Consider the following 14,307-nt stretch of genomic DNA (forward strand, 5'->3'; position numbering starts at 1 on the left):
CGCGCCTGATTTTGAGATCAGAGAGGAAGTTACAATGTCAAAAGAATGGCCACTTTGGGAAATCTTTATTCGCGGTCAACATGGGATGTCTCACCGTCATGTGGGTAGCCTTCATGCACCCGATGCTGAAATGGCAATTAATAATGCCCGTGATGTTTACACGCGACGTAATGAGGGCGTGAGTATCTGGGTTGTAGAAGCAAAAAATATTTCTGCTTCAGCACCAAGTGAGAAAGGGCCACTTTTCGATCCTTCGAATGATAAAGTTTATCGTCATCCAACATTCTTTGATATCCCTGAAGAAGTGGGTGCAATGTGATGGCTGACAAAGACGCTCTCTTTAAATTTCTATGCCGGATGGGGGATAATTGTCTCATCATCGGACATCGTAATTCCGAATGGTGCGGTCATGCGCCAATTTTGGAAGAAGATATTGCACTTGCCAATATTGCGCTGGATTTTATTGGCCAGACACAGCTTTGGTTAGGTCTTGCTGGTGACGTGGAAGGTGAAGGTCGTACGGCCGATAATCTAGCTTATTTACGTGACGCTTTTGATTTCAAAAACTTTTTATTGGTTGAGCAGCCAAACGGGGATTTTGCGCAAACCTTAACCCGTCAGATGTTATTTGATGCATGGCATTTACCAATGTTGCAGGCATTAAAAGAATCTTCTGATGAACGGGTTGCTGCTATTGCTGAAAAAGCAGTGAAGGAAGCGAAATACCATCTGGAACGTAGCCGTAATCTTTGTTTACATATGGGCGATGGAACCGAAGAATCCAAACGCCGTATGCAAGATGCGATTGATCTGCTTTGGCCTTATACGGGTGAGATGTTTAAATCCGATAGCGTGGATGAAGCGATGGTTGCAGCGCGTATTGCCCCAAGCTTGGCAGATATCAAAGCTACATGGGATAGCTTCATGGATGAGTTCTTTGCCGAAGCCAAATTGGTGAAGCCTGAAAATGCATGGTTCCAACAAGGCGGTAAAACAGGCACTCATACAGAACATATGGGCTATCTGTTAGCAGATATGCAATTCTTGCAACGGGCTTATCCGGGCGCGACTTGGTAAGGTTAGGGATTAAGTCCGATGTCTGTAGAAGTCTCACATAATCATAATTTACCGGATGAAGCATTGATCTGGGCTTGGCTGAACCAAGTGCCTGATCCAGAAGTGCCTGTAGTATCCGTCGTGGATTTAGGCATTGTTCGTGATGTGGCTTGGCAAGATGATGAATTGAAAGTGGTGGTAACACCAACTTATTCAGGCTGTCCGGCGACCCGTGTGATTTCAATGGATATTGAAACCGCCTTACGCGATAAGGGGATTGAGAAAGTTTCTATCGAAACACGCCTTTCACCTGCTTGGACCACAGATTGGTTAAGTGACGCAGGTCGCGACAAGCTACGTGAATATGGCATTGCCCCGCCAAGTGATAAAACCACATGTGGCATCACAGGTAAAGATAATACAGGACAGCCGGAAACTATGGCTTGTCCGAAATGTAATTCAACAAATACGAAATGTGTCAGTTGGTTTGGCTCAACGCCTTGTAAGGCGAGCTATCAGTGTAACGACTGTTTGGAACCATTTGATTATTTCAAATGTATTTAAGATCAAAGGGGAGTTTGATCATGGCAAAATTCCATCCGTTAAAAGTTATTGATATCAGACAAGAAACACGTGATGCAGTTGTTCTAACCTTGGAGGCGGCCAATGGAAATATGGACGAGTTTTCTTACGTCCAAGGACAGTATGTAACTTTTCGTAAGGAATTTGATGGGGAAGAATTGCGTCGTTCTTATTCGATCTGTTCAAAAGTTGGGTCTCCCTTCATTCAAGTTGGTATCAAGAAGGTGCAAGGTGGCGTCTTTTCCTCTTGGGCTAATGATGAATTAAAGGCCGGTGATGTGTTAGAGACCATGCCGCCAATGGGTAATTTCCATGCGCCGATTTCAAAAGGGGATACGAAGCATTATCTCGGCTTTGCGGGTGGATCAGGCATTACCCCGTTTATGAGTATTATCAAAACGGTTCTGGATGAAGAACCAAACAGTCATTTCACGTTGCTTTACGGTAATATGCATTCTCATAGCATTATGTTCCGTGAGGAATTGGAAGACCTTAAAAATACCTATCTAGGCCGTCTGAGTGTGATTCATATATTGGAACGTGAAACGCAAGAGATAGAATTATTCAACGGGCGCATCGATAAAGAAAAATGTGCGAAACTGTTTAATGGTTGGATCAATCTGGATGATGTGGATATGGCCTTTATTTGTGGGCCGGAACCAATGATGATTTCTATTTCTGAAAGCTTGAAAGAGCATGGCTTGGAAAAGGACAAAATCAAGTTTGAGTTGTTTGCACCGTCCAAACCGAGCCGTGCTGGTGGTAAAATGCATGACAAGGCCATTGCCGAGGATGGGCCAAAGGTTGAGGCGACGATTATTATTGATGGTCTATCGCGAAATGTGGAAATGCCAAAGGACGCTGTATCTATTTTAGAGGCTGGTTTGGATGCGGGTATGGATCTGCCATATGCCTGTAAAGGCGGCGTATGTTCTACCTGTAAATGCAAAGTGATTGAAGGCGATGTGGAAATGGATACTAACCATGCGCTGGAAGATTACGAAGTGCGCGCTGGTTATGTCTTAAGTTGCCAATCTTATCCAGTTAGCGATAAGGTGGTTGTCGATTACGACCAATAAAGAAACGATCTGAAAGAACATTCCTTCCATGGCAAAAATCTATTCTTATGACGATGTGATCCCTGTAGTGGATCCCAAAGCTTATGTGCATGAAACGGCTGTGGTGATTGGGGATGTGATTATTGGGCCAGATGTTTATGTAGGGCCTAATTGTGTTTTACGAGGCGATTTCGGTCGGATTATCTTAAGAGAAGGTTCAAACTTTCAGGACACTTGTGTGGCCCATAGCTTCCCTGATATGGAAATGATTGTGGAAGAAGACGGTCATATTGGGCATGGGGCTGTATTACATGGCTGTCAGATTGGCAGAAACGCGCTGGTTGGTATGAATAGCGTGATTATGGATGGCGCCAAGATTGGTGAAAATTCTATCGTCGCGGCGATGGCTTTTGTGAAGGCTAACTTTGATGGTCCTGCAAATAGTTTAATTGTTGGGTCACCAGCAAAAGTATTACGTGAGCTTTCTGAAAAAGAAATTGCGTGGAAATCCGAAGGTACCTCTGTTTACCAACAATTGGCTCGCGATAGTTTCACCAAGATGAAATCTGTTGAACCTTTATTTGAGATTGAAGAAGGGCGCCGAACTGTCCGTGCGCCAAAGGCAACACCTTTGCATATGACAAAAGATCAAGTTGAAGATTAGTTTTTTATACTTTCAGCATAATGCATCAGGCCACCGCGCCAGCGTGGGAAACCAAATCCGAATACTTCGACGAGGTCGATATCAACAGGAGCTTTGGCAATGCCTTCTGAGAGCATTGCTTCGCCTTCTGCACGCATCGCAGATAGAATGCGATCCAGTATCTCTTCTTCGCTAAAATCTTGGATGGTAGCATCACCATCTTGGCGCAAAGTTTCAATAATACTTGCAACTTCATCGCTGGCAATAGGGGTGCGATCACCTTCCTCATAATCATACCAGCCGCCCTGACTTTTCTGACCAAAACGTTTTAGCGCGCATAACGCATCTGATACAGGGGCATAGACAGGCATCCCATTTTGGGCGGCATTCTGACGCTGGGCAAACGCGATATCTAGGCCGCCTAAGTCTTGTGCCTCAAATGGGCCCATCGACATACCGAATTTCCGCATAACTTTATCAACTTCGCTAGGGTAACAACCTTCAAGTAAAAGCTGTTCTGCTTGTTTACGATAAGTCTTGAGGATGCGATTACCAATAAAACCATCACAGACACCTGCCAGTACCGGAATTTTCCGCAACTTCTTCGCTAAGCCAAAGGCGGTTGCAATAATCTCATCCGATGTATGATCGGTTTTAATTACTTCAACCAATTTCATAATATGGGCCGGGCTAAAAAAATGGATACCAATCATCCGTTCTGGATTGGATATCACATCGCTAAACTTATTTGGATCAAGGTAGGATGTATTGGTTGCAAGGATTGTGTCACTACGGCAAACCTTATCAAGTTCTTTGAAAAGGGTTTGCTTGACGGTCATATCCTCGAATACAGCTTCGATTACTAAATCCGTATCGCTCAAATTGCTATATCCAACTTCTTGCCCAAGGCTAGATAGATTTTCGTGAAGTTTTTTTTCATTTAGCAAGCCACGCTTAAGGCTGCCTTGGTAAAGTTTTGTGATATTGGAAATGCCACGATCAAGGCTTTCTTGATCCCGTTCTACCAAGGTGACTTGATAACCTGCATTTTGGAGAGCAACGGTAATCCCGGCGCCCATGGTGCCACCGCCAATGACAGCAATTTTTTTTAAGTCTTTTATTAAAGACTTGTCCAGCCAATCCGGATTTGTTGCTTTGCGTTCAGCAAAGAACATATGACGTAAGGCTGTGGATTCAGCACTGTTTCGGCATTCAATAAAAATTTGACGTTCTTGTTCTAAGGCATCTGAAAAAGACAGCTCGCAAGCATTCTTGATGGATTGAAGTGCGCGAAGCGGGGATACCTGCCCCTTGGTCTTTTTAAGAAGTTCAGCTTTTTTCTCATCCCAAAAACGATCATGTTTTGGCCCGATCACATCACGATCCTTTAAGGGGAGGGGATGTAGTTTATCTTTGATAATTGCCGCATACGCAACAGTATCCTCTAACAAGTCATTTTCACTGATATAGGTGCATGCGCCCATCTGCATGGCAGTGTCGGCATTAACTGGTTTACCACTGGTGATCATATCAGTTGCTTTACTGACGCAGATAAGACGAGGCAGCCGGATAGTGCCACCTGCGCCGGGAATGAGGCCTAAATTTACTTCGGGCAGGCCGATTTTTGCACCCCTTGCCATCACACGATAAGTACAGGCGAGGGCAATCTCAAAACCGCCACCAAGGGACGTGCCATGAATAGCTGCGATCCAAGTCTTGCAACTGTTTTCAATAGCAGAAATAACTTCTGGTAAAGTTGGTTCTTGAGGTGGTTTTCCAAATTCGGAAATATCCGCTCCGGCAATGAAAGTACGGCCTTCACAAATCAAGATGATTTGATCGATTGTGTCGTCTTGATCCAGTTCATTTGCCGCGTCATATAACCCTTTGCGAACCGCAGCGGATAATGCATTCACGGGCGGATTATCAACCTTAACAATGGCGAGGTGATCGCGTCTTTCAATGGAAACAACCATATGCCTTTTCCTTTATTGGACGTTTTAAGCCGCAACAGGTTTTCTGGTTGCAACGACACGGAAACGTTTTGCCACAAATGCGCTATCTGTCAGGCTGGCATTGCCCGCCGGATTTGCCCCAGTAACATGAAAGTCGCTAAAAGCTGCAGACTGGTTAACGAAAATCCCACCTGTTAAGTTGCAAGACAGATTCACACCTGCATCCCCAAACGCGTCCGATGCTTGATCTAAAACCGCATCATCTGTGGAATAGATGGCAGAAGTAATCGCACCTTTTGTCGCCGCTAAATGGGCTGCATTATTAATAGCATCTGTCGTGTCATCAGTTGCGATAATAAAGGAAATCGGACCAAAAGCCTCTTCTGTATGGATGTCGGATTTAGATGCGTCCACTTTCAAGATTAATGGGGTAGCTGTGCGCGCAGAATCTAGTCCGTCAACAGGGGTGGAGGCACGAAGAATTTTTGCTTTATCGGCATAAGTCGCTACGCGATCTGTTATGCTATCATTGGAGATCGCACCACAAACACCTGCGGCACGTTGTGGATCTTTCAGAAGGCCATTGGTTGCTTTCACAATACCTTCTGCAACTTCATCGAAACTTTTGTGGCCGTCTTCTGTTTCAATACCATTCTTTGGGACATAGATATTTTGGGGGGCCGTACACATCTGACCACTATAGAGGGAAAGAGAAAAGCCAATATTCCCTGTCATACCACGGAAATTGTCGGTGGAGGAAACCACAATGGAATTCACGCCAGCCTCTTCGGTGTAGATGTCAGCTTGTTTTGCGTTGTCACGTAACCATTGGCCAAAGGCATTGGAGCCAGTGAAACCAATAATTTTAACATCTGAATGGATAGATAAATCCTGAGTGATTTGAGCGTCAGGTGTATCCGCAGCAAGCAGGATTGTGTTTGGATTAAAACCGGCTTCTTTCAAAACAGCACGAGCTACGGAAACACTGATTGCCAATGGTAAGATTGCTTTTGGATGAGGTTTTACGATTACGCTGTTGCCCGTTGCTAAACTTGCGAAAATACCGGGATATCCATTCCATGTGGGAAATGTCGCACAACCAATTTCTAACGCTACACCGCGCGGTACGATGCGCCATGTTTTTTCCATCGTATCAACCGAATCTTTACCCGCGGGCTTGCGCCAGATCGCGGTGGCAGGGGTACGTTTCATTTCATCATAAGCATAAGTGACAGCTTCAAGACCACGATCTTGTGCATGCGGACCACCGGCTTGAAAGGCCATCATGAATGCCTGACCTGTTGTATGGGTCACTGCATTGGCGACTTCAAAACTACGTTTGTTTAAACGATGCAGAATCTCAAGGCATACACCAACACGCTCTTCAATAGAGGCTTTACCCCATGATTTGCCTGCTTCTTTAGATGCAGACATGAGTGTTTCAACAGAGGCCGTTGGATATTTGATATTTAACTCTAGGCCATAGGGTGAGGATTCATCACCAACACGGTTTTCTTCCGGATGTCCTTCGATTTTGAAATCACCGTTGCGATAGCTATCAAATGCCGTTTGCCCATCGGCTTTGGCTGTTTCGCCATAGATTTTGCCGCTCGGCATTTCTGGATAGGCAGACCAATAGCCGCGATTTTTCGCTGTTTCCAAGGCTTTTTCAAGTGTCGCACGATGTGTTTCGAAGAAGCTGGACATAACGTCCTCCCTATTAAGTATCACAATATTATTTATTGATTCATATTTTGTGTGATTATTTATTGACCGACCGGTCGATTTATGCAAGTCTTTTCTCATATAAAAATGAAATATGTTGGTAGCTTGAAATAAAAGCGGACATCAAAGAATGGGAAAACTTAATAGGGAGTGAGCTGTGATGAACAGCGATACTATTCTTGTATCTAAAGAAGGTGGCGTGACAAAGATCACCCTAAACAGGCCTGATAAATTAAATTCTTTTAACGATGAGATGCATCAAGCACTTTATGCAGCGATGAAAGAAGCTTCAGAAGATCCTGTTTGCCGAACTGTTTTGTTAACGGGGGCTGGTCGTGCATTTTGTGCGGGACAGGATTTAGGCGATCGTGATCCATCCAAGATGGATGGCCCGCCTGATTTAGGGGAAACATTGGATAAGTTTTATAATCCTTTAATCCGTTTGATCCGTGATATGAATAAACCCGTTATCTGTGCCGTTAATGGTGTCGCAGCCGGGGCAGGCGCAAATATTGCGTTGGCTTGTGATATCGTTTTCGCGGCCAAGTCCGTTAAGTTTATTCAGGCTTTTTGTAAAATTGGTTTGGTTCCGGATTCCGGTGGAACTTGGAGTTTAACCAAGCTTTTGGGAGAAGCACGTGCCAAAGCATTGATGTTGACTGGCACACCGATTATGGCGGATCAGGCGGCTGATTGGGGGATGATTTGGCAAGCAGTGGATGACGATCAATTAATGACCGTTGCGACGAGACAAGCGCAAGAATTTGCCTCAGGGCCTACGGTTGGCCTTGCATTGACGAAACAAGCGATCCATGAGGCTGCGATTAACAGTCTTGATCAACAACTTGATCTGGAACGAGACTTTCAGCGGCGCGCGGGACGTAGTTCTGATTATGCGGAAGGCGTATCCGCTTTTATACAAAAACGAAAACCGGAATTTACAGGGCAGGAATGAGGGGAAGTGATGTCTGCTTTAACTGATAAAGAAGTTGCAGAGAAATCCGCGGCGGCTATGTGGGCCAATGATGATGCTTCTAAAGGTTTAGGCATGGACTTGGTTGAAGTAGATGCAGGTTATGCAAAAATGACCATGCCGATTACTAAATCACAAACCAATGGACTGGATACTTGCCATGGCGGGTTCATTTTTACATTAGCGGATTCAGCCTTTGCCTTTGCCTGTAACAGTCGCAATCAACAAACCGTTGCCCAGCATTGTTCTATTAACTTTGTTGCACCAGCATTTGAGGGGGATGTCCTTTGTGCTGAGGCTAAAGAAGTCGCGGTTTATGGGAGAAGCGGTATTTACGATATTCGGGTTACCAATCAGAAGAATGAATTGATTGCGGAGTTCCGTGGGAATTCACGCAGCATTCGCGGCACACATTTTTAAAATAAAAACCAAATAAGAATAAAAAAACAGAACCAATTATAGGGATAAGATAATGGAAGATTTGAGCCCAAAAAAATCTGATTTGGAAGCGATTGAAATTGCCTCAATTGATGAAATTCGTTCTGTACAATTGGATCGAATGAGAAAGACATTGCATCACGCTTACATGAATTCTCCATTCTATAAAGCGAAGTTTGATGCAGTGGGTGTGCATCCGGATGATCTAAAAGATTTATCAGATCTTTCAAAATTTCCTTTCACAGTTAAGCAAGACTTGAGAGACAACTATCCTTTCGGGATGTTTGCGGTTCCTCAAGATCAATTGGCGCGCGTTCATGCATCTTCTGGCACAACGGGGAAACCTACTGTCGTTGGGTATACGCAAAATGATATTGATATGTGGAGTGACGTGGTCGCACGTTCCCTTCGTGCATCTGGTGTAAGAAGAGGGGATATTGCCCATGTTGCTTATGGTTATGGATTATTCACTGGCGGGTTAGGTGCGCATTACGGGGCGGAAAAGCTGGGATGTACTGTCATTCCTGTGTCCGGTGGCATGACGGAACGCCAAGTGACGCTTATTCAGGATTTTAAACCCCGTGCGATTATGGTGACACCGTCCTATCTTTTATCCATTCTGGATGAGTTTCATGCGCAAGGTATTGATCCTCGCGAGACTTCTTTAGCGATTGGGATTTTTGGGGCGGAACCTTGGACCAACGCCATGCGTCAGGAAATTGAACATCAATTTGATATGCATGCGGTTGATATTTATGGCCTATCCGAAGTCATTGGTCCCGGGGTTGCCAATGAATGTGTGGAAACAAAAGACGGCTTACATATCTGGGAAGATCATTTTTATCCGGAAATTATTGATCCTGAAACAGGGGAAGTTTTGCCAGATGGATCGGAAGGGGAATTAGTATTTACTTCTCTCACAAAAGAAGCTTTTCCAATCATCCGATATCGTACCCGTGATTTAACACGCCTGCTACCTGGAACCGCGCGGTCCATGCGTCGGATGGAAAAAGTTACGGGACGAAGCGATGATATGATTATCCTGCGCGGGGTAAATGTTTTTCCAACACAAATAGAGGAACAAATTCTTAAATGCGCTGGTTTAGCTGCACATTTCCAAATTGAGCTGAATAAAGAAAACCGTATGGATAGTATGACAGTTCATGTGGAAGCGCTTTCACAAGCTAATAATGATGAGGCGAAGGCGAGTTCTGCGAAGGAATTGAGCCACCATATTAAAAGTGTCGTAGGGGTCAGTACTAAGATCATTGTGGCAAATCCGGGTGGGATCGCTAGATCGCAAGGGAAAGCTGTTCGTGTCGTGGATAATCGCAACAAATAAGGTTTACATATGTCCAGAACCCGTGCTCAAGATTTCGATCAAAAAAAGATAGCTATTCGATCTGTGGCAACAGGGTTGTTTTCAAAAGTTGGCTTTCATGCAACCTCCATGACGCAAGTCGCAGAAGCAGCAGGCATATCAAAAGGTTTATTATATCATTACTATCAAAATAAAGATTTCTTACTATTTGATATTCTAGAAACTCACCTGTCCGATCTTGCTGAAGATGTTGAAAACGCGGCATCTAAATGTATGGACCCTGAAGAAAAACTGAATTCCATTATAGAGGCGTTGTTGGATAATTATCATGATTGTGATGATGAACATCGGATACAAGTAGCCGAAATGTCCTCTCTTCCTATCGCACAGCAAGAAACCCTTCGAAATCTTGAGAGACGAATTGTAACACCTGTTAATCATGCTGTATCAAAAATGTTACCTGCGGAGGTTTCGCAAAACATGATGTTAAAACCATGTACGATGACTTTATTTGGGATGGTGAACTGGTGCTTTATGTGGTTCAAAAAAGATGGCCTAATGAGCCGTTCTGACTATGCGAAACTTGTCTCACAAATCTTTCTGAATGGCATTCGATCTTTGCCATAGGGCAAATATAATATCTAGCGCAGAAAAACGAATAGTCCTATAAAGTGAAAAAGAAAAATATCACAGGTTTAGGATCATATGTCGGACGTTTCTCCTCTTCGAAATTCAGTTTATAGCCGATTACTTTCAGCCCAGATTATCGCATTGGCAGGGACCGGCCTTTCAACTGTTGCATTGGCTTTGTTGGCTTATGACTTAGCGGAAGGGGATGCTGGTGTTGTTCTTGGGACTGCGCTGGCTTTGAAGATGGTTGCCTATGTATGTATTGCACCGATTGTTGGTGGATATGCACATAAATTACCACGTAAGATGATGTTGGTTGCCTTAGATATTGGTCGTGCTCTCGCTATTGGGTGCCTTCCTTTTGTGACTGAGATTTGGCAGATTTATGTTTTGATCTTCTTCTTAAATAGTTGTTCTGCAGGTTTTACACCAACTTATCAGGCGACAATCCCGGATGTATTGCCTGATGAAAAACAATATACAAAAGCCTTGTCATTATCCCGTCTGGCCTATGATTTGGAAAACTTGTTAAGCCCGCTCTTTGCTGCTGCCGCTCTTGCCGTCTTAACTTATGATGCTTTGTTTAGTGTCAATGCAGCTGCCTTTATTATATCCGCATTACTTGTTCTATCCTGTACTTTACCTGCTTCTTCAATTGTACAGCGGGAAAAAGGCGTATGGAAAAACCTGACTTATGGGATCAGTGTTTATCTTCGTACGCCACGGTTACGAGCTGTATTGGTGCTGGCGATGGCAGTATCTGCAGCAGGTTCCATGGTGATTGTGAATACAGTGGTCTATGTACGTGATCATTTGGGGCGGTCTGAACAGGATTTAGCATTGGTTTTGATGGCATCTGGTATTGGATCGATGGTCGTGGCGATGTTACTACCCAAATATCTGGATAAGTTTTCAGATAAGCCTGTAATGGTGTTGGGCGGTGTTCTAATGGGATCCGCTTTATTCCTTGGATTACTGGAACCTGACTTTTATCAACTGATGCCGATCTGGTTTATGTTAGGGGCGGGGTCGTCCATGTCCCAAACTCCGATGGGAAGATTGCTTGCAAAATCTGCGACCCAAGGAGATCGCCCGTCCATTTATGCAGCCCAGTTTACTTTATCTCATGCTTGCTGGTTAATTGCTTATCCGTTGGCCGGATGGGTCGGTGGCAAAGTTGGTTTGGATACTGCTTTCTTGGTACTGGGTGTGATTACCGTAAGCTCGACCATTTTAGCATTGGTCATTTGGCCGAAAAATGACAATGAAGAATTAGATCATGTGCATCATGCCCATGATCATGAACATCCTCATTATCATGATGAACATCACGACCATGATCATGAAGGTTGGGAAGGGGAAGAACCTCATGTTCATCCGCATTATCATCCCAAGATTCGGCATCGTCATGCCTATGTTATTGATATTCATCATGAGACATGGCCAAAACAAGGAACTTAACTAAAAACCTTTTTGTCGGTCATATAATGGAAAAGCGGCTTCGCCTTTTTCTAATCTATTGATGTTATTTACCAAGACTTTCGCAGCACTACGGGCATATGTCGCCCCGGACATATGTGGGGTGACATGCACGTTGGGATGAGACCAGAAGGGATCATCTCTTGGTAATGGTTCTTCAATAAATGCATCTAGTGCTGCTGCTGCGATATGTCCTTTATCAAGCTTAGTCAGTAGATCTTGATCCTTGATGATCGCACCGCGCGAGATATTAATGAGAAAACTTCCCTGTTTCATTTTGGATAGGAAATCGCCATCAATCATATTTGTTGTATCACTGGTTAACGGAAGGCAATTAACCAACACATCCAAGTTTTGTAAGAAATCAGTTAACTGATCTATTCCATGATAGGTTTTTATACCCTGAATGGTTTTGCGGCTTAAATCCCAGCCAAGCGTTTGATAGCCATTTTGTGCAATTTTTTGACCAACGACTGAACCAATATTGCCAAGGCCAAGAATACCAACTTGGAAGTCCTCAGCGGGTTTACACGGATAGCGTTCCCAATGTTTTTTAGTTTGTTGTTCTTGGTAGATATGATAGTGGCGATGAAAATTCATACACCAATAAAGGCTATGCATGGCCATATCATCTGCAACAGCAGGGTCAATCAGGCGAATGATTGGTAGATCATCAGGCAGGGAGTTATCTTCTGCTAGATGTTCAACTCCAGCCCCTAATGACAACACAGCTTTTAGATTTGGATAAGTGGCTAGGTCACCTTTTGGGTGATCCCATACTAAGGCATAGGTGATGTCTTCTTTATCTGGTACATTGGGATATTCATAAACAGGTAGATCGTTAGGCAGCAGTTTAGGAAGTTCTTCCATCCAAGCCTGATTACCATATCCATTATTATTTAAAAGGACTGCCATTGAATGCTTCCTTTAGGCCTGAGCATGAAGGCCGACCACGCCGACCACAATCATACCAATGAAAAGAAGGCGTAAGGTGGAAACGGGCTCCCCTAAAAAGACGATGCCCAAAATCGTTAGGATGGCAATGCCAACCCCTGACCAGATCGCATATGCAATACTCATATCAATAGTCTTCATAGATAAGTTGATCAGGCTTAACGCAATAGCGAAAAAGACAATGAACAGAACGCTTGGTACCAGTTTGGTGAAGCCATGGGAAAGTTTCATACAAAATGTACCGGCAACTTCGGTGACAATCCCAAGTGCTAAATATATCCATCCATTCATTGTCTTCTCTTTCTCATTATTTAGATAGGTTGAGATTAACCGCCATATTCAAAAACGGGATCACCTAATATGTCCCAATCTGGCTCAATGCCTAAGCCCGGTGCAGAAGTCGTGTTTAGATATCCGTTTTCTGCTTTTGGTGCACCATGGGCCACATGCCCGTGCATGTAACGATTTAGGTCTGAGCAGTTCAACATAGCCTTCACAGGTGTGCTTGCAGCAAGATGTGAAAGGGTTGTGGTGACAATGTCACTGCCCCAACTATCTTCAACCGTCATGGATAAACCTTGTGCGGCACAAAGATCACGGATTTGTTTTGCTTTGGTCAGGCCACCAACTTTAGAAACCTTAAGACATACAACATCCATTGCGCGGTATTTAATCGCAAGAAGTAATGCCTCAAGACTGTCGATGCTTTCATCCAGTTTAATAGGATGCGGGGTCATTTGACGAATATTTACGCATCCTTCTAAATCTGCACATGGTTGTTCAATATAGACGGAGACATCTTTTAGGGCATGTACCAGCTTGACGGTTTCATGCTGTGCCCAGCCCTGATTGGCATCGGCAATGAAGATTTCACCCGGTTGTCTTGTGGCACATACAGCACGCACGCGTTCTATATCTTCATCAACATTGCCATCACATTTGATCTGGAATTGTTTATAGCCTTCTGCGCGGGCGGCTTCGCAGGCTTCAACCATATTCTCAACAGGCGCACTTGAGATAGAGAAATAAAGAGGCAATTTATCTTGGTATTTACCACCAAGTAAGGTGTAAACAGGAACACCTGAATATTTGCCCAGAATATCCCAGCACGCCACGTCGATTGGTGATTTGACGTAGTTATGGCCTTTCATCAGACTGTCCATGGTTTGGTTTAATACACCTAAATCCAATGGATTTTGTCCGACAAGTTGTGGGGCAAGTTCCGAAAGGCCCGGAATAACCCCTTTTGCATAGGCAGGCAGATAGTTTGATCCTAAGGGGCAAACTTCACCATATCCGGTAATCCCTTGATCAGTTTCGATGGCAACAATTGTACTTTGGGCAGAACTGATAACCTTGCCCATTGCCATGCGATACTCACCCCCAACACAATCAAGATCGGTTTGATAGGCTGAAATCTTAGTGATTACTGGATTTACAACCTTTTGGGTGATGTCGGATTTTAAATCTTTTACCAAATTCATCAGCCTAAC

The 14,307-nt window shown here is 44.0% G+C and carries 15 protein-coding genes; 10 read left to right on the forward strand and 5 right to left on the reverse strand.

Features of this window, described 5'->3' with window-relative positions; genetic code table 11:
- Positions 1 to 34: 34 nt before the first annotated feature.
- Genes paaB through ACOQOA_RS16220 form a run of 5 tightly spaced genes read left to right on the forward strand, consistent with a single transcriptional unit; the run spans position 35 to position 3,360 of the window.
- Complete coding sequence (gene paaB, locus ACOQOA_RS16200; protein WP_420549640.1) at positions 35 to 319, forward strand: 1,2-phenylacetyl-CoA epoxidase subunit PaaB; 285 nt, start codon at positions 35 to 37, stop codon at positions 317 to 319.
- Complete coding sequence (gene paaC / locus ACOQOA_RS16205) at positions 319 to 1,077, forward strand: 1,2-phenylacetyl-CoA epoxidase subunit PaaC (protein WP_420549641.1); 759 nt, start codon at positions 319 to 321, stop codon at positions 1,075 to 1,077. The genes paaB and paaC overlap by 1 nt, the downstream gene beginning before the upstream one ends.
- A gap of 18 nt (positions 1,078 to 1,095) precedes the next feature.
- The gene (paaD, locus tag ACOQOA_RS16210; protein WP_420549642.1) at positions 1,096 to 1,620 is read left to right on the forward strand and encodes a 1,2-phenylacetyl-CoA epoxidase subunit PaaD; all 525 of its coding nucleotides are present in this window, start codon (positions 1,096 to 1,098) and stop codon (positions 1,618 to 1,620) included.
- Positions 1,621 to 1,640: 20 nt separating this feature from the next.
- Entirely contained in the window at positions 1,641 to 2,717 is a 1,077-nt protein-coding gene (gene paaE, locus ACOQOA_RS16215; RefSeq protein WP_420549643.1) for a 1,2-phenylacetyl-CoA epoxidase subunit PaaE, read from the forward strand.
- 28 nt (positions 2,718 to 2,745) lie between these two features.
- Positions 2,746 to 3,360, forward strand: coding sequence for a DapH/DapD/GlmU-related protein (locus ACOQOA_RS16220; protein WP_420549644.1), 615 nt, complete (start codon positions 2,746 to 2,748; stop codon positions 3,358 to 3,360).
- On the opposite strand, the gene ACOQOA_RS16225 is transcribed toward ACOQOA_RS16220, so the two are convergent.
- Positions 3,357 to 5,315, reverse strand: a complete 1,959-nt coding sequence (locus ACOQOA_RS16225) for a 3-hydroxyacyl-CoA dehydrogenase NAD-binding domain-containing protein (protein ID WP_420549645.1) — start codon at positions 5,313 to 5,315, stop codon at positions 3,357 to 3,359. The genes ACOQOA_RS16220 and ACOQOA_RS16225 overlap by 4 nt on opposite strands.
- A 24-nt stretch (positions 5,316 to 5,339) precedes the next feature.
- Entirely contained in the window at positions 5,340 to 7,001 is a 1,662-nt protein-coding gene (gene paaN / locus ACOQOA_RS16230; protein WP_420549646.1) for a phenylacetic acid degradation protein PaaN, read from the reverse strand.
- A gap of 178 nt (positions 7,002 to 7,179) precedes the next feature.
- Here paaN and paaG point away from each other — a divergent pair, with 178 nt between their 5' ends.
- The 5 genes from paaG to ACOQOA_RS16255 all read left to right on the forward strand — a co-directional run bounded on the left by paaG (position 7,180) and on the right by ACOQOA_RS16255 (position 11,842).
- Positions 7,180 to 7,974 carry a 2-(1,2-epoxy-1,2-dihydrophenyl)acetyl-CoA isomerase PaaG gene (gene paaG / locus ACOQOA_RS16235; protein ID WP_420549647.1) on the forward strand — a complete coding sequence of 265 codons (795 nt, stop codon included), beginning with the start codon at positions 7,180 to 7,182 and terminating at the stop codon, positions 7,972 to 7,974.
- A 9-nt stretch (positions 7,975 to 7,983) separates the two neighbouring features.
- Positions 7,984 to 8,412, forward strand: a complete 429-nt coding sequence (gene paaI, locus ACOQOA_RS16240; protein ID WP_420549648.1) for a hydroxyphenylacetyl-CoA thioesterase PaaI — start codon at positions 7,984 to 7,986, stop codon at positions 8,410 to 8,412.
- A 52-nt stretch (positions 8,413 to 8,464) separates the two neighbouring features.
- Positions 8,465 to 9,772: a phenylacetate--CoA ligase PaaK gene (paaK, locus tag ACOQOA_RS16245; RefSeq protein ID WP_420549649.1), complete on the forward strand. Its 1,308-nt coding sequence runs from the start codon at positions 8,465 to 8,467 to the stop codon at positions 9,770 to 9,772.
- Positions 9,773 to 9,781: 9 nt separating this feature from the next.
- Complete coding sequence (locus ACOQOA_RS16250; RefSeq protein ID WP_420549650.1) at positions 9,782 to 10,378, forward strand: TetR/AcrR family transcriptional regulator; 597 nt, start codon at positions 9,782 to 9,784, stop codon at positions 10,376 to 10,378.
- Between the two features lie 78 nt (positions 10,379 to 10,456).
- Positions 10,457 to 11,842: an MFS transporter gene (locus ACOQOA_RS16255; protein ID WP_420549651.1), complete on the forward strand. Its 1,386-nt coding sequence runs from the start codon at positions 10,457 to 10,459 to the stop codon at positions 11,840 to 11,842.
- On the opposite strand, the gene ACOQOA_RS16260 is transcribed toward ACOQOA_RS16255, so the two are convergent.
- From ACOQOA_RS16260 to ACOQOA_RS16270, 3 genes are read right to left on the reverse strand one after another with little or no spacing between them, the layout of a single operon-like run.
- Positions 11,843 to 12,775: a 2-hydroxyacid dehydrogenase gene (locus ACOQOA_RS16260; protein ID WP_420549652.1), complete on the reverse strand. Its 933-nt coding sequence runs from the start codon at positions 12,773 to 12,775 to the stop codon at positions 11,843 to 11,845.
- 12 nt (positions 12,776 to 12,787) lie between these two features.
- Positions 12,788 to 13,105, reverse strand: coding sequence for a DMT family transporter (locus tag ACOQOA_RS16265; RefSeq protein ID WP_420549653.1), 318 nt, complete (start codon positions 13,103 to 13,105; stop codon positions 12,788 to 12,790).
- 35 nt (positions 13,106 to 13,140) lie between these two features.
- A complete protein-coding gene (locus ACOQOA_RS16270; protein WP_420549654.1) occupies positions 13,141 to 14,298 on the reverse strand; it encodes a mandelate racemase/muconate lactonizing enzyme family protein in 1,158 nt (385 codons plus the stop codon).
- Positions 14,299 to 14,307 lie beyond the last annotated feature (9 nt).

Source organism: Curvivirga sp., assembly GCF_965219885.1.
GTDB lineage: Bacteria > Pseudomonadota > Alphaproteobacteria > UBA8366 > Aestuariispiraceae > Curvivirga.